Below are 21,204 nucleotides of genomic sequence, written 5' to 3'. Positions count from 1 at the left end.
GTCCGGATCGGAGTCTGCAACTCGACTCCGTGAAGTCGGAATCGCTAGTAATCGTAGATCAGAATGCTACGGTGAATACGTTCCCGGGCCTTGTACACACCGCCCGTCACACCATGGGAGTGGGCTGCACCAGAAGTAGATAGCTTAACCTTCGGGAGGGCGTTTACCACGGTGTGGTTCATGACTGGGGTGAAGTCGTAACAAGGTAGCCCTAGGGGAACCTGGGGCTGGATCACCTCCTTAACGATACTATCGATGCCAGTGTCCACACAAATTGTATAGGTTAAAGAATAAAGACGGGAAAAGCCCTAATGAATGATTGCATCATTGATTAGCGCTTTTTGCGCTGTTCTCGAAAGAGAAATGCTCTTTAAAAATCTGGAAAGCTGACTAGTAGATTTATTCTTAGGAATAAATTGAAATCTGTTTCTTATCTCTCTACCCGAGAGGTAACGAAACAAAAGTTCTCAAAACGTTAATTCTTCGGAATTAACACCAAACACATTCAAGTGTTCTTGGTTTCATTCTTCTCTTAGAGAGGGATGAACATATTTGAGTCCGGCGAAAAACCGTTCATTAATTTGAACATGTTCTTTAACGAGAACACCTTGGTTGTTTGTCCATACGCAAGACCTCTTGGGGTTGTATGGTTAAGTGACTAAGCGTACACGGTGGATGCCTTGGCAGTCAGAGGCGATGAAGGACGTAGTAACTTGCGATAAGCGTAGATAAGGCAGTAACAGCCACTTGAGTCTACGATTTCCGAATGGGGAAACCCACGTGCATAAGCACGTATCATRCAGTGAATACATAGCTGTATGAGGCGAACTCGGGGAACTGAAACATCTAAGTACCCGAAGGAAAAGAAATCAATTGAGATTCCGGCAGTAGCGGCGAGCGACCCCGGATTAGCCCTTAAGCGGTTTAAGTGTTAGTGGAATACTCTGGAAAGGGTAGCGATACAGGGTGATAGCCCCGTACACGACAATGCTTTTATCGTGAAAACGAGTAGGACGGGACACGTGTTATCTTGTCTGAACATGGGGGGACCATCCTCCAAGGCTAAATACTCCTGACTGACCGATAGTGAACCAGTACCGTGAGGGAAAGGCGAAAAGAACCCCTGTGAGGGGAGTGAAATAGAACCTGAAACCGTGTACGTACAAGCAGTGGGAGCCTCTTCGTGGGGTGACTGCGTACCTTTTGTATAATGGGTCAGCGACTTACTTTTAGTAGCAAGGTTAACCGAATAGGGGAGCCGTAGGGAAACCGAGTCTTAACTGGGCGAATAAGTTGCTAGGAGTAGACCCGAAACCGAGTGATCTAGCCATGGGCAGGTTGAAGATTGAGTAACATCAATTGGAGGACCGAACCGACTAATGTTGAAAAATTAGCGGATGACTTGTGGCTAGGGGTGAAAGGCCAATCAAACTCGGAGATAGCTGGTTCTCCCCGAAATCTATTTAGGTAGAGCCTCGGACGAATACTACTGGGGGTAGAGCACTGTTAAGGCTAGGGGGTCATCCCGACTTACCAACCCTTTGCAAACTCCGAATACCAGTAAGTACTATCCGGGAGACACACGGCGGGTGCTAACGTCCGTCGTGAAGAGGGAAACAACCCAGACCGCCAGCTAAGGTCCCAAAGTTATCGCTAAGTGGGAAACGATGTGGGAAGGCTCAGACAGCCAGGATGTTGGCTTAGAAGCAGCCATCATTTAAAGAAAGCGTAATAGCTCACTGGTCGAGTCGGCCTGCGCGGAAGATGTAACGGGGCTAAGCGATACACCGAAGCTGCGGCATCAACTCTTCGGAGTTGTTGGGTAGGGGAGCGTTCTGTAAGCCGTTGAAGGTGAACTGTAAGGTTTGCTGGAGGTATCAGAAGTGCGAATGCTGACATGAGTAACGATAAAGGGGGTGAAAAACCTCCTCGCCGGAAGACCAAGGGTTCCTGTCCAACGTTAATCGGGGCAGGGTAAGTCGACCCCTAAGGCGAGGCCGAAAGGCGTAGTCGATGGGAAACGGGTTAATATTCCCGTACTTCTTACAATTGCGATGGGGGGACGGAGAAGGCTAGGTGGGCCTCGCGACGGTTGTCGAGGTTCAAGTGCGTAGGCAGGGGGATTAGGCAAATCCGGTTCCCTATATGCTGAGACACGATGTCGAGCTACTACGGTAGTGAAGTCATTGATGCCATGCTTCCGGGAAAAGCCTCTAAGCTTCAGATTGTAAGGAATCGTACCCCAAACCGACACAGGTGGTCGGGTAGAGAATACCAAGGCGCTTGAGAGAACTCGGGTGAAGGAACTAGGCAAAATGGTACCGTAACTTCGGGAGAAGGTACGCTGCCTCCGGTGAAGTCCCTTGCGGATGGAGCTAGAGGCAGTCGCAGATACCAGGTGGCTGCAACTGTTTATTAAAAACATAGCACTGTGCAAAATCGAAAGATGACGTATACGGTGTGACGCCTGCCCGGTGCCGGAAGGTTAATTGATGGGGTTATCTTCGGAGAAGCTCTTGATCGAAGCCCCGGTAAACGGCGGCCGTAACTATAACGGTCCTAAGGTAGCGAAATTCCTTGTCGGGTAAGTTCCGACCTGCACGAATGGCGTAATGATGGCCACGCTGTCTCCACCCGAGACTCAGTGAAATTGAAATCGCAGTGAAGATGCTGTGTACCCGCGGCTAGACGGAAAGACCCCGTGAACCTTTACTACAGCTTGGCACTGAACATTGACCCTACATGTGTAGGATAGGTGGGAGCCTTTGAAGCATCGTCGCTAGATGGTGTGGAGGCAATCTTGAAATACCACCCTTGTATGCTTGATGTTCTAACGTTGGYCCCTTATCGGGRTTGCGGACAGTGCCTGGTGGGTAGTTTGACTGGGGCGGTCTCCTCCCAAAGAGTAACGGAGGAGCACGAAGGTGGGCTAATCACGGTCGGACATCGTGAGGTTAGTGCAATGGCATAAGCCCGCTTGACTGCGAGAATGACAATTCGAGCAGGTGCGAAAGCAGGTCATAGTGATCCGGTGGTTCTGAATGGAAGGGCCATCGCTCAACGGATAAAAGGTACTCCGGGGATAACAGGCTGATACCGCCCAAGAGTTCATATCGACGGCGGTGTTTGGCACCTCGATGTCGGCTCATCACATCCTGGGGCTGAAGTCGGTCCCAAGGGTATGGCTGTTCGCCATTTAAAGTGGTACGCGAGCTGGGTTTAGAACGTCGTGAGACAGTTCGGTCCCTATCTGCCGTGGGCGTTGGATGATTGAGAGGGGCTGCTCCTAGTACGAGAGGACCGGAGTGGACGAACCTCTGGTGTTCGGGTTGTCACGCCAGTGGCATTGCCCGGTAGCTAAGTTCGGAATCGATAAGCGCTGAAAGCATCTAAGCGCGAAGCGAGCCTCAAGATGAGTCATCCCTAGACCTTTAAGGTCTCTAAAGGGTTGTTGAAGACTACGACGTAGATAGGTCAGGTGTGTAAGCGCTGCGAGGCGTTGAGCTAACTGATACTAATTGCCCGTGAGGCTTAACCATACAACACCCAAGGGGTTTTAGCGGACTCAAAGTAGAACATTGAATGTGTGAAGAACGACGTTAGCTTTCAAGATTTAGGATTTATCCAGCTAGCGCCATGATAGCGCAGGGATAGTGTTCGATAGCAAGGCGGTTTGTGAGTCGAGTGAAGAAGTGTATGAAGTACATGACTGAGCGAGAAAGCAAACAAACGCAGCAAGCGGACAGTATARCCAGCGGGATAAAACCACCAAATTTGCTTGGCGACCACAGCGTTATGGACCCACCTGACTCCATGCCGAACTCAGTAGTGAAACGTAACAGCGCCGATGGTAGTGTGGGGTCTCCCCATGTGAGAGTAGGACATCGCCAGGCTTCAAATTCGTTTTCATCTTTAATACAAAGATGAAAGCAAAAAGAAAAACAAAAGGCCACCCGATAGGGTGGCCTTTTTGCGTTTTTAATTTTTCCCCTCGAAGGGAATGATATCCCTTCGTATCTTTGAGATTTTGCTCGTAGACATGAATGTAACGTTTATTACTTCAGGTGGTGTTAATGTCTGACATGTAAAATTGAGGGAGTTAACAGATACAGGGGGCTCAAATGAATAAAACACTATCAATAATCGTATTGCTACTGCCTATCTCTGGCTGCTCAAACGTTATTCTTGAAATGACGGAACAACAAGATTGGGTTGCAGTAGCTCAACATGATGTTGAGTTTGGTAAAAAGCAGAGAACCGATGATAACTTGGAGGAGCTTGGCGCTATTAGTTCTGAGGCAAAAGAAGAGTATGAAGACGCATATCTCGCACATGTGAATTTTTATTGTGAGCCAAGAAAGGGTTATCTCGCTGGTCGTATTGGGAAGCCTAGAAATGATGTGTGCTTTACTACACCTAATGGGTGGATGTATGAGCAAAGTTGGCTGTCCGGAAGAACATCAGAGCGACTCTAGTTATTGATAAAAGACCAGCTAATGCTGGTCTTTTTAGATGAATTTAATACTTAGTTGTTAGCATGCAACTCTGCATTCAATTCTACAGCCGACTTATTCGTCAGACATTCGATCTTGCCAGTCAGCGAGTTTCGACGGAATAACAAATCTGATTTACCTGCTAAGTCACGTGCTTTCACGGTTTCCACTTCAGCACCGCCTGCATCCAGCATCGATACTTTAGTACCAGCAGTAACATACAAACCTGATTCAATAGTACAACGATCACCTAGTGGGAAACCTAGGCCTGCGTTTGCACCCAATAGGCTGTTTTCACCAATTGAGATAACTAGTTGACCACCGCCGCTGAGTGTACCCATGATGGATGCGCCGCCACCGATATCGCTGCCATTGCCGACCATAACACCTGCAGAAATGCGACCTTCAACCATGCTCACACCTTCGGTGCCAGCATTGAAGTTAATGAAACCTTCATGCATCACCGTTGTGCCTTCACCCACGTGCGCACCCAAGCGAACACGAGAGGTATCGGCGATACGAACGCCTGCAGGGACAATGTAATCCACCATTTTAGGGAACTTGTCGACGCAATCGACCGTTAAGCTCTCACCTGCCAAACGAGCTTCGATTTGACGATCAGCAAGCTCAGGCAAGTCGATAGGACCTTTGTTGGTCCAAGCAATGTTATGCAGCAAACCAAAAATTCCATCTAGCACAATGGTGTGCGGCTTAGCGAGACGTTGAGAGATCAGCTGAAGCTTCAGGAAGCCTTCTGATACGCTGCTTGGCTTCTCATCTGAAGCTAGGATCACCAAAACCAAAGGTTGGCTTGATGACGCCGCTTTGTTTGCGAATGCAGCTGAAGCTTGTTGGTCAGCGACAGTAAATGCGGCTGCGATTGCTTCACAGTCACTTGCTTGTACATCGAAAGCGCCATTGCCTTCTTTGTAAGAGACGATGTTCGCCAGCGCGGCAACTAATGCGTCAGAAGGATTGAGGATTGGGGTTGGAAAAAACGCTTCGATGATTTTGCCATCTTTATTTTTGGTCGCGGTGCCAAGCGCTAGAGCAAAACTTGCCATGATGAGAATATCTCCTTGTCTCTTTACTGATCGCTGCGAAGGAGCAGTGATCGGTCAATAATAATGATTGCTTGGGGACATATTAAAGTGAAGGGCGGCAAGATTGAAGGGCGAAGAATTAGAATCCGTCAGATAAATGCACTCAGGGTAGATTTCGCGACAAATAGATCGAAATAAGTATCACGACAAAATAAAAAACGCCCCGTTATTCGGAGCGTTTTTAACAACTATGCTGCTTCGGCGTCGTCTTCTTTTGATGCTTCTGCTTTCTTTTTCGCTGGCTTAGGTGCTGGTTTGCGTTTCGCACCTAATGCGCAAAGTACATCTTCACGATTTTGCGCTAAGAACATAGAGAGCTCTTCGCGTTGCCCTTCATCGGCAACAACGTCGCTCTTACCTAACAGTTCGAACAGCTCATCAGCCATGTCGAGCATTTTGTCATACGCATCAGCTTCCGCCTTAGAGGTAAAAGTCATCTTCTCTTCTCCATTGCGCTCAACCACATATTTGACGATAACGGCCACGGTTAACCCCTCATTAATTGTCTACTGTCTGTTTATACAGTAGAGTAAATATACGTGTCTAGTGTAACCGTAATTAGTGTGATGACATTGGAAAAATTCTCAGATATCTATTATCGCGCTGCTACCAGAAAAGGCAGCAATAGTGCCCTTGAACAGCGTTTGTCTCATCCTAAACCATTGGATGAATTGTCAGAGATCCCTGATGATCGCTGGTTAGCGACCTTTAGCCAAAAGATCTTCCAATCAGGGATGAATTGGCAAGTGGTGAGAAATAAATGGCCTAATTTTGAAGAGGTTTTCTGGGGATTTGATATCGAAAAAATGTGTTTGATCCCGCCAGAAATGTGGGAAAAGAAGGCGACAGATCCTGCCATTATTCGGCATCTTGGAAAAGTGATGACGATTCCCCATAACGCACAGATGATCCAAGATGCTTGTCGCAAGCACGGGAGTTTTTCGGCGTTTGTAGCCCAGTGGCCAAGCTCAGACATCATAGGCTTGTGGGCTTACTTGAAAAAGCACGGAAGCCGTTTAGGCGGTAATACGGGGCCTTACTCGTTGAGGTTGATGGGTAAGGACACATTTATCCTCTCAGGTGATGTAGAGGCGTATTTGCGTGCACATCAGATCATTGATGGTGGACGTGATACACGTAAATCTCTTCTAGCTGCTCAAGAAGCATTTAATCGTTGGCAGCAAGAAAGTGGGCGTCCGCTTTGTCAGATCAGTCAGATCATTGCATACAGCATGGGTGATAATAGCCACTAGCTTTCGGCGTTTGTAGTTCTCTGCAATGAGTTCACTTTCGAACGTTCGATTAGTCTGATATCTGCCATTGCTCACTGAAAGAGATAAAGCGATTGAGTAATGGCGAAAGATGTTTGTCTTTGTGGCGAACCAACCAATATTGACGCCTTAAATCGAGTGGAACTTCGATCAACTTTAATCGGTTATTCGCAACTGCGTGCCTTGCAGCAAGCTTGGAAAGATATGCGAGCCCGAGTCCTGCTGCTGCGCAATTGATGATGGCTTCGGTGGTTCGAAGTTCAAAAGCGATCGTCCAGTTCTCAAGTCTAGGTGCCATGCGTGAAAGAAAGTGTTCCCGTGTTCCTGAGCCAATTTCACGTAACACCCAAGGGTGACCTTCTAAGTCAAACAGAGAGTATGCTTTTCTTTCTGATAAAGGATGATCAATAGCACAAGCGATACACATCTCGTCTGATAGCCAAGGTGTCATCACCAGATCGTCACTGCCGAGTAAATGTTTATTCTCTCCTTGCCCTTCAATCAAACCGATATCTAATTCAAACGCCATCAGTTTATCGATGACCACTTGGCTATTGGAAATAACAAGCTCTTGGTCAATATGATTACTTTGGTTCCGAAAATCTCGCAGAAGGAAGGGGACTAACTGATTACCTATCGTATCACTCGCGCCAATGCGTAAGTGACCACTTAACTCTCCCGTTGTATCCAAGACTTTTAGAATTTCGTCGCTACGGGTGAGCAGTTCATCTGCCAACGGCAGTAAGCGCCTGCCGTGATCATTAATCAATAGACGATTATTAATCCGTTCAAACAGGTTGTGTCCGATTTGCTTTTCAAGCTCGCTGATCGCCATGCTTACCGCGGGTTTAGACAGATATAGCAACGCAGAAGCCGCAGTAATGGTTTTTTCCTGCGCAACAGCAACGAATACTTGTAATTGACGTAGAGATACAGACATAAGGTTAAGTATATCTGAATGTAGGTTTCAATATATTCAGATATATTAAAATACAGTACCGTTCTATCATAAGTCATACACTTTTTTTCTAACGATGTGACAGAACGATGCGTAGACGTTTAAATCTTCTTCCTACTCCTATGGCTGGTTTAGCTCTGGCAATAGCAAGCCTTGGCTGGAGTTGGGAAAATGCGGGTCATTTTGATGGAATGGCACAAATTATTGGCGCCATTATTGGTGGCGTTATGCTGCTGCTTATTGCGTTCAAGTTTATGTCTAACCCTAAAAATCTTTGGGCTGATCTCCAACACCCTGTAGTGGGAAGCGTTGTTCCTACCTTTGCCATGGGCGTCATGATTGTTTCCAATGCCTTGGGGAAATGGTCTCCTGTAGCCGGAGATTCGCTATGGTTGTTAGCGGTTGCCACTCATGTGATTTTTTTGTCTTCATTTGTCTATCACCGTGCTAAGAAATTCTCCTTGAGCCATATGGTTCCTAGCTGGTTTGTTCCTCCTGTGGGTCTTGTTGTTGCCGATGTGGCGTTTTCCGGTAACCCCGCATTGCGACCAATCGCCGATGCCATTTTGTTGTTTGGATTATGTTCCTACGCGCTATTACTACCGTTAATGATTTATCGCCTCATTTTTTGTGGTGAAGTCCCTGATGGGGCGAAGCCGACGATCGCGATCATGGCAGCACCTGCCAGCCTTTCATTGGCGGGTTACTTAACGGTTAGCCAATCCCCATCCCCGGTGATTGTTTCTGTCTTGCTGGGTATTGCGCTGTTGATGACCGCAGTGATTTATCTCTCGTTTGTTTCGTTGATGCGATTACCATTCTCTCCGGGTTTTGCAGCATTTACCTTCCCTATGGTGATTGGTGCGACTGCGCTTTACAAGACGGCGACGTGGATGGACTCTATCGGTGTTGCTTCGCAATACGTCAATCAGATTTCAGTGATTGCGTTGGTTGAATTGGTTGTGGCTACGATTGTTGTTTTCTATGTATCACTGCACTATCGACGATTTATTTCGCTGCAATGGAAGCAACCGGTCGCCGCATAATCTTAAAGCCTGCATTTCGCAGGCTTTTTTCTTACTCTGCGCCCATGTGCCATGCCCTAAAATTGCACTCTTGAGAGCATTCCGCCACAATCTGTTCAATCATGTTCTCAAGAGTCTTGCCTCGTGTTCACTGTCTATCACTCTAACCAAGTAGACTTACTGAAAAGTCTGCTGGTCGCCATCGTTCAGCAGAAGCCGCTCGAAAATCCGTTCCAAAAAGAAATCATTTTGGTGCAAAGCCCTGGCATGGCCCAATGGCTAAAGCTAGAGATGGCTAAAGAGCAAGGTATTGTTGCTAACATCGAATTTCCGCTGCCTGCTACGTTTATTTGGCAGATGTTTACGCATCTATTGGAAGGGGTTCCTCAACGTAGCTTTTTCAATAAAGAAGCAATGACATGGAAGCTCATGGAAGTGTTGCCGTCCATGCTCGATACGCCTGATTTCGATGAACTTAAGCGTTATCTTGAGGATGATACCGACGAACAGAAGCTATACCAACTTGCGGGGAAAATTGCGGATATCTATGACCAATATTTGGTGTATCGCCCTGAGTGGATAAAAGCGTGGGAGAATGAACAACCCGTGCCTGAGCTTGCCGATGAGAAAAGTTGGCAGCCTCAACTTTGGCAGGCGCTTTACGATTACACACTACAGCAGGGCCAGTCACCGTTCCACCGTGCAAATCTGTATGAAGAGTTCATCGATACATTGTCATCCCATGTGACTAAACCTGATGGATTGGCCGGTATTGAACGCGTTTTTGTGTTTGGAATTTCGGCGTTGCCGCCGCGCTACTTGGATGCACTGAAAGCCCTGGGGCAGCACATCGATGTGCATTACATGTTTACCAACCCCTGTCGTTATTACTGGGGAGACATTCGAGACAAGCGCTACTTAGCTAAACGTGATGCGGCAATGGAGAGTCGAGTTAGCCGGATCAATACAGGTGATGAGCCTGCGCAGTTTTCTTTGGCGTTTGGCGGTGGAGATGCTGCAGCGGAAGTGGGCAACAGTTTGTTGGCATCAATGGGCAAACTAGGACGAGACAATCTGCTGTTGATTTCTGAGCTTCAATGCCAAGAGGTCGATCAGGGCTTTGTTGATATTCAACGTGAAAGCTTGCTTCAGAATATTCAAGCAGACATTCTGGATTTGATAGAGCCGGGTGATATTCAAGAAACCTCGACCAGTGAGAGTAAGCAGTCAATTTCGCCGGATGACCGTTCGCTCACCATTGAAGTCTGTCATAGCCCGATGCGAGAAGTCGAAGTCCTTCACGATCGACTGCTGGATATGTTGGAGTCTGAACCCTCGCTAACCCCTCGTGATATCGTGGTGATGGTGGCCGATATCAATGCTTATAGCCCAGCGATTCAAGCAGTGTTTGGTAATGCGCCGGGTGAGCGCTACATTCCTTTCTCTATCTCTGACCGCAGTGCCGATCAGGAAAGCCCAATTCTTACCACATTTTTGCGATTGCTGAGTTTGCCTGATAGTCGGTGCAGCGCTGCAGACTTGTTGGAAATCCTTGAAGTGCCTTCTGTCCTTCGCCGCTTTGGTTTTGATAACCGTCAATTTGAAAAAGTGAAGTTTTGGGTAGAAGAAGCGGGCATTCGCTGGGGGCTTGATGACGATACTGCCACTCATTTTTCGCTTCCCCACCAGCATCAAAATACGTGGCAATTTGGTTTGAATCGGATGCTGCTTGGCTATGCCATGCCAAGTGATCGCGGCTTGTATAATGATGTGCTTGCCTATGATGAGGTTCAGGGATTAGAAGCCGATGTCGCGGGTAAGTTGGGCGAATTCTTCCGTGTTCTTAATGGTGCACAAGCTGCGCTGAGTCAGGCTCAAATTGGGCAAGACTGGGTCGCTACATTGACCGCATTGTTTGATGATATGTTTGCACTGGACACCGACGAAGAGCTTGCAGGAAAGCTGATACGTGATCAGCTCGATAATTGGCTAACTCAACTCGATGATGCGAGTTTTATTCAACCGCTTTCTTTGGCCATTGTTCGTGATTATTTGAAAGAAAAATTGGGTGGAGAGCGTGTTAGTCAGCGTTTTCTTGCCGGTCAGGTGAACTTCTGTACCTTGATGCCAATGCGTTCTATCCCATTTAATGTGGTTTGCCTTCTAGGCATGAATGATGGCGATTACCCAAGGACGATTGCGCCTGTCGGGTTTGATTTAATGGCGGGGCGAACGCGACCTGGCGACCGATCTCGACGTGATGATGACCGCTACCTGTTCCTTGAAGCACTTCAGTCGGCGCAGCAGCGTTTATACATCAGCTATGTTGGACGTTCAGTGCAAGATAACTCCGTAAAAGTACCGTCGGTGTTGATCACTGAACTACTTGATTACTGTCGACAGGGTTATTGTTTACAGAGTGACAATGCGTTGCCTGAACATGCGTCGGGCGAAAACCTCATTGAGCATTTGGTTCATCACAACCCTTTGGTTCCGTTCAGTCGCCTCGCGTTTGAAGGGGACAGACAAAGCTATGCGTCAGAGTGGCTCCCCGCTGCAAAAGGTGAAGGTGAGCTTGCTGCCCCTTTCTTGGGGACCGAAGAGTTGGTTGCTGAGAGTGAAGATGATGCCCGCATTGTTGAATTAGCCGAACTCCAGCGTTTTTGGCGTTTGCCCGTGCAGTACTTCTTCAATCGTCGATTGAAAGTCTTTTTCGAAGCGCCTGACGGTGCAATGGAAGATGCCGAGCCGTTTTCATTGGATAACCTCGAGCGTTATAAATTGCGCGATGCTCTGCTGTCTCACATCATTGAATACGGCAACAGTGAGCAATCACTAACAGACTTCTATCAACATCAAAAAGCCAGCGGGACGCTTCCATTGAGTCACTTTGGTGAGCTGACGTTAGAAAGTGAACAAGCCAGCATCCTTGGGTTATACGACAGATTAAAACCGCATTTTTCAGAACGTCGTCAACCACTCGAAATAAACCTGTCGATTCCAACTTCTCGCGGTACGGTATTATTACAAGGTTGGCTTGATGAGCGTTATCGCGCTGGACGAGTGCTGTTTCGAAGCGGGAAAATCCGTGCGCGAGACAGACTGGCTGCGTGGATCGATCATCTGTGCCAATGTGCTGCGGGTGATAAAAGCGAAACGCATTTTATAGGGGTTGATGAAGACGTCGTATTAACGCCCATTGATGCCAATGAAGCTTTGAGCTATTTGAGCTTTTACCTTGAACAGTATTACTTAGGCACTGAGCGGCCTCTTCCTTATTTGCCGAATACCGCACTTGCAGGACTATTGGCGAGTATGGATAAAGCTGGCAATTGGTCTGATGATGAGGTGACGTGGGAAAAAGCCAAAATCAAGATGTGTGCAGCGTTTGATAGTGGTTACATGACAACAGGTGAAGGCGAGAATACCTACGTGATGCGAGTGTGGCCACAAGCGGATGAGCAGTTGCTGAGCGATGTTCTCTCATGGGGGCAACAAGTACTCCTTCCCGCTATAAGAGCCGAAAAGAAAGAAGACTGATAATTTCTCATCAGTCTTCTCTTTTGCCTTGTGCGGTTAACTGCGCAAGGCTTTTTAAGCAGTAATATTGAACTTAGATAGTTGGCTGCGGCCTGTATCACTTAGTGATTTTACTTTGTCGCTGAGTGCGAGGGTTTCTTCACTGGCATCGCGGTTGTTGTGTGAAATGTCGCTAACGTTCACAACGCTACGAGCGACTTCCGAAGATGCACTTGCTTGTTGAGATGTTGATGTCGCGACGGCCGTGTTTAGCTGCTCCAAATCATTAATTAAGTCTGCCAATGAGGTCAGTTGTGTTTTTGCTTGGCGAGCATGATCAAGGCTTTGGGCTGTTTTGTCTGTGCCGCTACTCATGATTTTCGCTGCTATCTGAGCGCGCTCTTGTAGCTTCTCAATGATGGCATTGATTTGAGTGGTGGACTCTTTGGTTGAGTGTGCGAGCTTTCTGACTTCATCCGCCACTACAGCAAATCCACGACCTGCACTGCCCGCGCGGGCAGCTTCAATGGCGGCATTCAATGCCAGTAAATTGGTTTGCTCTGAAATGTCATTGATCACAGTAACAACATCACTGATTTGGTCGCTAGATGCAGCAAGTTCGCGAATGTTTCGCTCTGCATCAATCACATCGCGGTTAACTTCTTCAAACTTGTTAAGAGAGACAGACAGTGCATTCTCGGCTTCGCCTACCAGAACGCGTGAGTGACGCGTGCTATTTTGCGCCGTCAGCGTGCTGGCCTCGACTTCTTTGATAGCCGATGACATCTCTTCCATCGCACTTGCAACCAAGTCTAATTCTTGGCTTTGAGTTCGAATGCCGTCCGTTGAACGGTTAGCCAAATTTGCCATGGTATTGCTATCGCTATCGAGCTGGTGGAGTGTGGTGTCCACGTTAGCCAATAAGGTCTGCAGTTGCTGGCAAGCATCGTTGAGGTTACGTGCCATTTCGCCGAGTTCGTCTTCGCTGTTGACGTCGGCTCTCGCGGTGAGATCACCTTCCGCTACGGCGCTTAAGGCTCGCTGGATTTCACGAATGGATGTCACCAGCATGCGTGATAGCGCAGTCGCCAATATGATGAGTATTAAAGTGAACGAAGCCGCCACCAGTGCCGATTTTCCTGCTTCTTGCCAAACCAAAGCTTCAAGATCGTCGATATAAATGCCAGTACCGATCAGAAGCCCCCAAGGTGCGTGGCGTTTTATGGCACTGACTTTTTCAATCGCTGTATTGCCGCCTGGTTTTGCAAACCAGTAACTACTAAATCCGCCATCTGACGGCTGTGCAGCCTGTCGCATGTTACGAAGTACTGCGCTGCCGTTACTGTCGCGGAATGTGTTGAAATCGCGCCCAATCCAGCTTTTTGAACCAGCAAGCATTGAGCCTTTTTCGTCGACGACAAAGTAGTAGCCATCGGATCCAAAACGTAAGGGCTGCAATGCTGCCATCGCACTTTTTAGCCCTTCTTTCGACGCATCTTCTTGATAGTGCTTGTCGACGATTTGCCAAGCAATATCAATGGTCTGCATCAAGTTTCCTTTTCTCTCTTGGAGAAGGTCATGGTGCAAATTTCGCACTTGAAAAGCGGTAAGTAGAATAATGCTAATCACTGAAATTCCGACAATAAGCAGCAACTTATTTCTAAATGTAAGGTTTGTAACAAACTTCATACTAAAAAAGGCTCAGTTTATGTGTGTGATATAACAAATATGAAACATTAAGGGTGGCCTAATTTGAGTGGTGTATCAATAGATGCGCTTGGGATGAGAGTGGTTATATTGTGAGTTGTATCGCATACATTTTTTTCTGCGCGTAGTATGCCTAAATTTTAAAACCTTGATGTCAGTAAAGTCTGCATTGTCATTTCACTTACAATCACGCTCATACTTGATAAAATCTGATTATTCCTCTCACTTGAGTCGACATTTCATGCCAACCCAACCTCTTCATCCCATGTCATTTCCGCTTTTTGGTCATCGATTAATCGAAGCCTCTGCGGGTACAGGGAAAACGTTCACCATTGCTGGCTTATACCTTCGTTTGTTGCTAGGGCATGGCACGGATACGTCGGCACATGAAACCCCCTTAACGGTTGATAAAATTCTGGTGGTTACCTTTACGGAAGCGGCTACGCAAGAGTTGCGCGACCGTATCCGAGCACGTATCCATGATGCACGCCTTGCATTTAGCCGTGGTGAGAGTCATGACCCAGTGATAGCGCCATTACTTGAAGAGGTTCCGGATCATAAACATGCCGAGCAATTACTGTTGCAGGCAGAGCGTCAAATGGATGAAGCCGCGATATATACCATTCATGGTTTTTGTCAGCGTATGTTGACGCAGAATGCGTTTGAGTCCGGCAGTTTGTTTAGCAATGAATTTATTACCGATGAATCAACGCTGCGAGAGCGCGCTGTTTCAGATTTCTGGCGACGTCAGTTCTATCCGTTACCTAAGTCATTAGCAGGTGTTGTGCGCAGTTATTGGGGAGCACCGCTCGCGTTGTTACACGATATTAGTGTGTACTTGTCTGGGCCTCTGGTCAGTATTCAAGCCCCAGATATGCCGGACGATCTCGCTGAATTGCACAAAGACAACCTTGCCCGTATCGAGAACGTTAAAGCGGAATGGCGAGAAGCCAGCGCAGATCTGGAAGCGCTAATTTCAGGCTCAGGCGTGGACAAACGCAGCTATAGCAAGCGCTCCTTACCGAATTGGCTCGGTGAAGTTGGCGCATGGGCTCAGGTGAAAACGCAGGACTATGATCTTCCGGATAATTTGTCTCGCTTCTCTGCATCCATGCTGAGTGAAAAAACCAAAAAAGGGACAGTACCGACCCACACGGTGTTTGAGGCGATTGATGTATTGCTAGCGTCTCCTCCAACACTGAAAGATGCCTTAACGGCGCATGCGATTCGTGAAGTGCGTTTATTGCTGGCGAAAGAGAAAAGACGTTTTGGTTGGCTATCGTTTGACGACTTGTTATCACAATTGTCAGAGGCGTTAGTTCAAGACAGCGAAGGGGTCTTGGCGGAACGGATTCGTACTTTGTTTCCTGTTGCTATGATTGATGAATTTCAAGATACCGACCCTCAGCAATATCAAATTTTCAGTGATATTTATGCTGATGCGCCTCAATGTGGCCTGTTTATGATCGGCGACCCAAAGCAGGCAATTTACGCGTTTCGCGGTGCAGATATATTTACCTACATTCATGCGCGTCGACAAATCGCTGATCACTACAATCTGGGCACTAACTGGCGTTCAACTGCCAACATGGTCGCAGCTGTGAATCGTGTTTTTGCTCATGCGAATGCCCCATTCATTTATGACAATGACATTCCGTTTATCGCGGTTGACCATGCTCCGGGTGCGGACCAGAAACATTGGCACTTGGATGATTCGCCACAAGCAGCGCTGACGTTTTGGTTACCAGAAGCTCGTGACTTAGTGAGTAAGAATGATTACGAAGCCACGATGGCTTTGGCCACGGCAACCAGCATTCGCGAAATTCTGAGTGCGGGTGATGAAGATCGTGCGCATTTTTGCAAAGGTGAAAACAGAAAAGCGGTTCAGGCCAGTGACATCGCCGTGTTGGTGAGAACGGGTAGTGAAGCGGCGAAAGTCAAACAAGCCTTGGCAAGACAAGGTATTGCGTCGGTCTATTTGTCCAATCGCAGTAGCGTGTTTTCAAGCGCCCTAGCTGCCGATTTACAACGGCTATTGGCGGCGGTGCTGTCGCCTGATAATGAACGAGCACTTCGAGCAGCGCTGGCGAGTGGATTGTTTGCGCTGACAGCGACAGAACTTGATTCACTTAACCATGATGAAAAAGCATGGGAGAGAGCGGTGATTGAGTTTTCTACCTATCAGTCAGTGTGGTTTTCTCGTGGCATATTGCCCATGTTACGTCAGATGATGCAGCGACGCGGCATTGCAGAGCGATTGTTACTGGAAGAAGAGGGTGAGCGCTCACTGACTGATTTGCTTCACCTTGGTGAATTGTTACAACAGGCCAGTCAAACCCTTGATAGTCATCACGCAGTGATCCGCTGGCTTGCTGATCACATCGACACGCCAAACGGCAACAGTGAAGAGCAGCAAGTGCGCTTGGAATCTGAACGTGACTTGGTGCAGATAGTCACCATTCACAAATCAAAAGGTTTGGAATACGATTTGGTGTATCTGCCTTTTGCGTGCAACTTTAGACCGTCAGATCGACCATTCTTCCACGATGATGAGAATACGCCCACTTTGGCGCTGTCGAATCCTGAACCTGCCATTGAGTTGGCCGACAAAGAGCGTCTAGCTGAAGATCTGCGTTTAATTTACGTGGCATTGACTCGAGCCGTTTACGGTTGCTTCATTGGATTAGCGCCGCTAAAAGATGGCCGTAAATCCACGGGTGATACAGGGCTGCATAAGTCGGCATTGGGTTATTTGATCCAACAAGGCGAAGCGGGAGATGCAGATACGCTGCATTCCTCTGTGGCGGCGCTGGTTGAAGAACTGCCACAGTTTTCGGTGGTAGAACCGCCTGCGGACACCGGCAAGCTTGCCGTGCTAGAGCACAAAGATGACATCATTGCAGCCAAGCATTTCAAAGGTACCATTCGAAGAGATTGGCGTTTGACCAGCTACTCAGGGCTGGTGAAACAGGGCCACAGTTCGGCATTGCCTGACTTGCCAGCTTTTGACATTGATGCCGCAGATGAGCGTCATGAAGATGAAGAGCCGATCGACCAATATGGTTCTATTTTCCAATTTCCCCGGGGTGCGCGTCCCGGTACGTTTTTGCACACCTTGTTTGAAAATGTCGATTTTGGCGAGGACATGTACAGCGACGAGGTAGCAGACATGATCCGCCATGCGCTAGCACTCGAAAACTATGACGAGGCATGGGTTCCCGTATTGCAGCGTCTACTCACAGACGTGGTGGCACAGTCGCTAGGAGAACAAGAATTAACCCTGTCTCAGATTGATGCGCCAGCTCGCTTAACCGAGATGGAGTTCGTCATGCCCGTTGAGCGATTGCAGTGTGGTCGAGTCAATCGTTTGATACAAACTCATGATCCTTTATCGGCTCAAGCCTCTGACTTAGGGTTTGATACCGCAAGCGGCATGCTTAAAGGCTTTATTGACCTCGTGTTTTGTTGGCAAGGGCGATACTACGTGCTCGATTGGAAATCCAATTACTTGGGGGATTCGCCAGCGGATTACACCGAAGCAGCGTTGAATCAAGCCATGATCGATCATCGATACGATTTTCAGTACCAGATATATTCGCTGGCTCTGCATCGATTTCTTCGTCAACGGATTGCTAATTACGATTTTGAACGCCACTTTGGCGGTGTGTACTACTTGTTTGTGCGAGGTATTGAAGCCGATACGCGCCATGGCATTTTCTATACCAAACCTTCTTACTCACTGATCGACGGGTTAGATGTGCTGTTTACCAACGGAGATAGCTCAAATGGCGATGAGTGAAATGCTACAAGCCTTGTATAAGCGAGGCATTATTCGAGCGATAGATCGCCAGTTCGCGTGCTTTATTGCTGATCAGCTAGCAGATCACGATGCCTCGATTTCAGGCTGGGCGGCATTGGTGAGCTTTGAATTAGGCAAAGGCAATGTGTGTGTGGATCTCGCGACCATAGACCCTACAAGATTGTTCGATTTGCCTGCGGCAGAATCTGCGCGAGTCGCAGCCTTGCTTCAACCTGAACAAGCACTATCCGCAATGACGCAGAGCCTTGTCGTGGGAACTGGGGCGAAAGCAACACCACTGGTTCTGAATGGTTCTAGGCTTTATTTGCACCGCTATTGGGCTGCTGAACAACGGGTTGTTGCTGAAATTAGCAAGCGCGTTGATGCGCTTGTGCTCCCTGTTCAAACTCGCCAATTGTTGGACACGTTATTTACCCCTGACATTAGCTTCTTGAAAGCTCAGTTTCCATTATGGCCTCAGGAAGAACGTGCGCAAAAGTTGGTGGATTTCTTCGATATTATAGATGCTAATCTCGTTGATATTGATGCCATTAGCGCCTTGGTTGCATCGGGCGCAAACCACGATGCCATTTTGTCTCTTGTTCCTGATCATGCTCGTTTGAATTGGCAGAAAGTCGCGGCAGCCGTTGCTTTGAGCTACGGATTTACCGTGATATCAGGTGGCCCAGGTACAGGGAAAACCACCACGGTAGCCAAATTGCTGGCGGCACTGGTCAGCAGTAGTGAAAAAGCGACGGGGCTGGACATTAAGCTGGTGGCACCCACCGGAAAAGCGGCAAACCGTCTCACTGAGTCCATTGGTCAGGCTGTGGCGGCTCTGCCTGTCGAGGCGAGTATTCGCGAGAAAATTCCAGCACAAGCCTCAACGATTCACCGTTTGCTTGGTGCCATTCCTCATCGCGTCGAATTTCGACATCATGAAGGAAATCGCCTTCACCTTGATGTGCTGGTGGTCGATGAAGCGTCGATGGTCGATTTGCCTTTAATGGCGCGATTGTTGTCAGCGTTACCCAATCATGCTCGGGTTATTTTGCTGGGCGATCGCGATCAGTTGGCCTCTGTTGAGGCAGGTGCCGTATTGGGTGATATTTGTGATGGCGCAGAGATTGGGTATAGCCCTGAGCGTGCGGCACAGTTGTCTTCACTCACCGGATTTGCATTGCAGGGGCACGAGAACGTACCGGCGGTATCTGACGGTGTGTGTTTGCTGAAAAAGAGCTATCGATTCCACGCGCGATCCGGTGTTGGCCAGTTGGCTTACGCCATTAATGCGGGTAACCCTCATCAAGTGGAAAACGTACTGAAACAAGGTTTTTCAGATATTGCGTTGCACGACTTAGATGGCGACGTTTATGGTCATGCTATCGCGCAGGCTGTCGAAGGTTACAGTGATTATCTCAATGCGTTACTAGCCGGAGAAGAACACAGACAGATACTGCGCCACTTCTCTAATGTGAGGTTGCTGTGCGCGCTGTCAGATGGGCCGTTTGGCGTAAAAGGGCTGAATACCGCCATTGAAAAGGCACTGTCAGCCAAGCGCTTAATTGCGCCGGGTGAGGAAGCGTTCTATTCCGGAAGGCCTGTTATGGTGACGCAAAACGATCACGGACTTGGGCTATACAATGGTGATATCGGCATTGTGGTGAAACACGAAGATGGATTGCGGGTGGTATTTGAAATGTCCGACGGGACGGTGAAGGCGTTCTTGCCCAGCCGCTTGCCTGAGCATCAAACCGCTTACGCGATGACGATTCACAAATCACAGGGGTCTGAATTCAATCACACGCTTTTGGTTTTGCCGCCGACACCGACGCCAGTGATGACGAGAGAGTTAGTGTATACCGGTGTTACGCGCGCTAAATCTCGGTTAGACGTTTATACCACCCGCGCCAGTTTGACGCGGGCAATACGACGTAAAACGCAGAGGTTTAGTGGGCTGGCAGACGCATTACGTGATCGTTAAGGTCAAGCGTAAGCACCTTTGAGCGGCGTTGCAGGTTATAGAGTTGCTGCTTCGCATCAGGTAACGCGCTAACGTCGGCTTCCTCAAAACCGTGCTCACGGAACCAGTGGATACTGCGTGTCGTGAGCACAAAAATGGTTTCTAATCCGTCCTGCAATGCTTGGTGTTTTATGTATTGCAGCAAACGCGTTCCTCGCTCGCTATCGCGATATTCGGGATGAACAGCCACACAGGCCATTTCCGCACTCTGGGACTCTGGGTAGGCGTAAATGGCTGCGCAACCTATGATTCGGTCATCTCGCTCAATGACAGTAAAGCGGGGAATTTCTTGTTCAAGCTGTTCACGAGAACGGCGCACCAATATACCTTGTTCTTCCAGCGGGCGGATGAGATCTAATATCCCTCCAATGTCATCGATGGTGGCTTGGCGAATGCGCTCTGCGCTTTCAGTAACAATTTGGGTCCCTATCCCTTCAATCGAGAACAGTTCTTGGATCAACGAACCGTCCACTTTGTAACTCAGTAAGTGACTTCTTGGCACGCCTGAACGGCATGCAGCTGTCGCGCCGCGTAAGAATCGAACCGTGCCTGATTGTGTATCTCCTGCTAATTCACGTTGTTGCAGTATTTCTTCCACTTGATGGGGAAATAGCTCAGACAAGACATTGCCATTAGGACCTATCACACCTTGCAACGAACAGAAACCAATCAGTTTGTCCGCATTGAGCCGAATGGCGAGTTGAGTGGCAATTTCTTCAGAGGTGAGGTTAAAGCATTCGCCAGTGACAGAGCTGGCAACGGGCCCTAATAATACGATGGCACGTTGATCGAGTTGGCGATGGATCCCTTCGATGTCGATCCTGCGGATCCGGCCGCTGTGACAAAAATCGATACCGTCATCAATCCCCAGGGGCTGAGCGATGACAAAGTTTCCACTCACGACGTTGATTTGTGCTCCTGCCATGGGCGTGTTGTTTAAGCTCATGGAAAGGCGGGCAGTGATATCGAGTTGTAATTGTCCTGCCGCCTGTTTTACGACCTCAAGCGATGCAGAATCTGTGACTCGTACACTATTATGATACGGCGTTTCTAGCCCTTGTTTTTCTAATTGTTGGCTAATTTGAGGGCGCGCACCATATACCAATACAAGGCGGAGACCAAGGCTGTTGAGAAGTGCAATATCATTGACGATGTTGCCAAAGTTGCTGTCCGCGATCGCTTCACCACCCAACATGATGACAATGGTTTTATTTTGGTGTGCGTTCACATAAGGCGCTGACTGCCTAAATCCATTTACAAGTGCTGTACTACGAAGTTTCAACACCTTACTCCATTATTATGATTT

11 protein-coding genes and 3 rRNA genes are annotated in these 21,204 nt (G+C 48.1%); 9 read left to right on the top strand and 5 right to left on the bottom strand.

Annotated elements, in window-relative coordinates:
- The 4 genes from L4D06_RS21085 to L4D06_RS21070 all read left to right on the top strand — a co-directional run.
- Window positions 1-243 (top strand): 16S ribosomal RNA (locus tag L4D06_RS21085); the annotation flags it as partial.
- A gap of 405 nt (window positions 244-648) precedes the next feature.
- Window positions 649-3,539: ribosomal RNA gene (locus tag L4D06_RS21080) — 23S ribosomal RNA — on the top strand.
- A gap of 238 nt (window positions 3,540-3,777) precedes the next feature.
- Window positions 3,778-3,893: ribosomal RNA gene (rrf, locus tag L4D06_RS21075) — 5S ribosomal RNA — on the top strand.
- Between the two features lie 228 nt (window positions 3,894-4,121).
- The gene (locus tag L4D06_RS21070; RefSeq protein ID WP_429741152.1) at window positions 4,122-4,475 is read left to right on the top strand and encodes a DUF2799 domain-containing protein; all 354 of its coding nucleotides are present in this window, start codon (window positions 4,122-4,124) and stop codon (window positions 4,473-4,475) included.
- 50 nt (window positions 4,476-4,525) lie between these two features.
- On the opposite strand, the gene dapD is transcribed toward L4D06_RS21070, so the two are convergent.
- Window positions 4,526-5,557, bottom strand: a complete 1,032-nt coding sequence (dapD, locus tag L4D06_RS21065; protein ID WP_429741150.1) for a 2,3,4,5-tetrahydropyridine-2,6-dicarboxylate N-succinyltransferase — start codon at window positions 5,555-5,557, stop codon at window positions 4,526-4,528.
- 227 nt (window positions 5,558-5,784) lie between these two features.
- Window positions 5,785-6,081, bottom strand: coding sequence for a YebG family protein (locus L4D06_RS21060; protein ID WP_274166006.1), 297 nt, complete (start codon window positions 6,079-6,081; stop codon window positions 5,785-5,787).
- 81 nt (window positions 6,082-6,162) lie between these two features.
- Here L4D06_RS21060 and L4D06_RS21055 point away from each other — a divergent pair, with 81 nt between their 5' ends.
- Complete coding sequence (locus L4D06_RS21055; RefSeq protein WP_429741156.1) at window positions 6,163-6,849, top strand: DNA-3-methyladenine glycosylase I; 687 nt, start codon at window positions 6,163-6,165, stop codon at window positions 6,847-6,849.
- A 49-nt stretch (window positions 6,850-6,898) separates the two neighbouring features.
- Here L4D06_RS21055 and L4D06_RS21050 read toward each other — a convergent pair whose 3' ends face one another.
- Window positions 6,899-7,807: a LysR substrate-binding domain-containing protein gene (locus tag L4D06_RS21050; protein WP_429741148.1), complete on the bottom strand. Its 909-nt coding sequence runs from the start codon at window positions 7,805-7,807 to the stop codon at window positions 6,899-6,901.
- Between the two features lie 107 nt (window positions 7,808-7,914).
- Here L4D06_RS21050 and L4D06_RS21045 point away from each other — a divergent pair, with 107 nt between their 5' ends.
- On the top strand, window positions 7,915-8,871 hold the full coding sequence (locus L4D06_RS21045; protein WP_489685849.1) for a TDT family transporter: 957 nt from the start codon (window positions 7,915-7,917) through the stop codon (window positions 8,869-8,871).
- A gap of 123 nt (window positions 8,872-8,994) precedes the next feature.
- Window positions 8,995-12,390 (top strand): exodeoxyribonuclease V subunit gamma, encoded by a 3,396-nt coding sequence (recC, locus tag L4D06_RS21040; protein ID WP_429741146.1) that lies wholly within the window; start codon window positions 8,995-8,997, stop codon window positions 12,388-12,390.
- Between the two features lie 54 nt (window positions 12,391-12,444).
- Here recC and L4D06_RS21035 read toward each other — a convergent pair whose 3' ends face one another.
- The gene (locus L4D06_RS21035) at window positions 12,445-14,058 is read right to left on the bottom strand and encodes a methyl-accepting chemotaxis protein (RefSeq protein WP_274166009.1); all 1,614 of its coding nucleotides are present in this window, start codon (window positions 14,056-14,058) and stop codon (window positions 12,445-12,447) included.
- A 259-nt stretch (window positions 14,059-14,317) separates the two neighbouring features.
- On the opposite strand from L4D06_RS21035, the gene recB reads away from it, so the two are divergent.
- Window positions 14,318-17,875: an exodeoxyribonuclease V subunit beta gene (recB, locus tag L4D06_RS21030; protein ID WP_429741144.1), complete on the top strand. Its 3,558-nt coding sequence runs from the start codon at window positions 14,318-14,320 to the stop codon at window positions 17,873-17,875.
- Window positions 17,862-19,859 carry an exodeoxyribonuclease V subunit alpha gene (gene recD, locus L4D06_RS21025; RefSeq protein ID WP_429741142.1) on the top strand — a complete coding sequence of 666 codons (1,998 nt, stop codon included), beginning with the start codon at window positions 17,862-17,864 and terminating at the stop codon, window positions 19,857-19,859. Before recB ends, recD begins: the two co-directional genes overlap by 14 nt.
- On the opposite strand, the gene argA is transcribed toward recD, so the two are convergent.
- Window positions 19,825-21,180, bottom strand: a complete 1,356-nt coding sequence (argA, locus tag L4D06_RS21020; RefSeq protein WP_274166012.1) for an amino-acid N-acetyltransferase — start codon at window positions 21,178-21,180, stop codon at window positions 19,825-19,827. The genes recD and argA overlap by 35 nt on opposite strands.
- Window positions 21,181-21,204 lie beyond the last annotated feature (24 nt).

Source organism: Enterovibrio makurazakiensis, from assembly GCF_050336585.1.
In the GTDB taxonomy this organism is placed as follows: Bacteria; Pseudomonadota; Gammaproteobacteria; order Enterobacterales; family Vibrionaceae; genus Enterovibrio; species Enterovibrio gelatinilyticus.
Note: the sequence above shows the minus strand (reverse complement) of the source record. Positions and strands in the feature narration are given on the sequence as shown.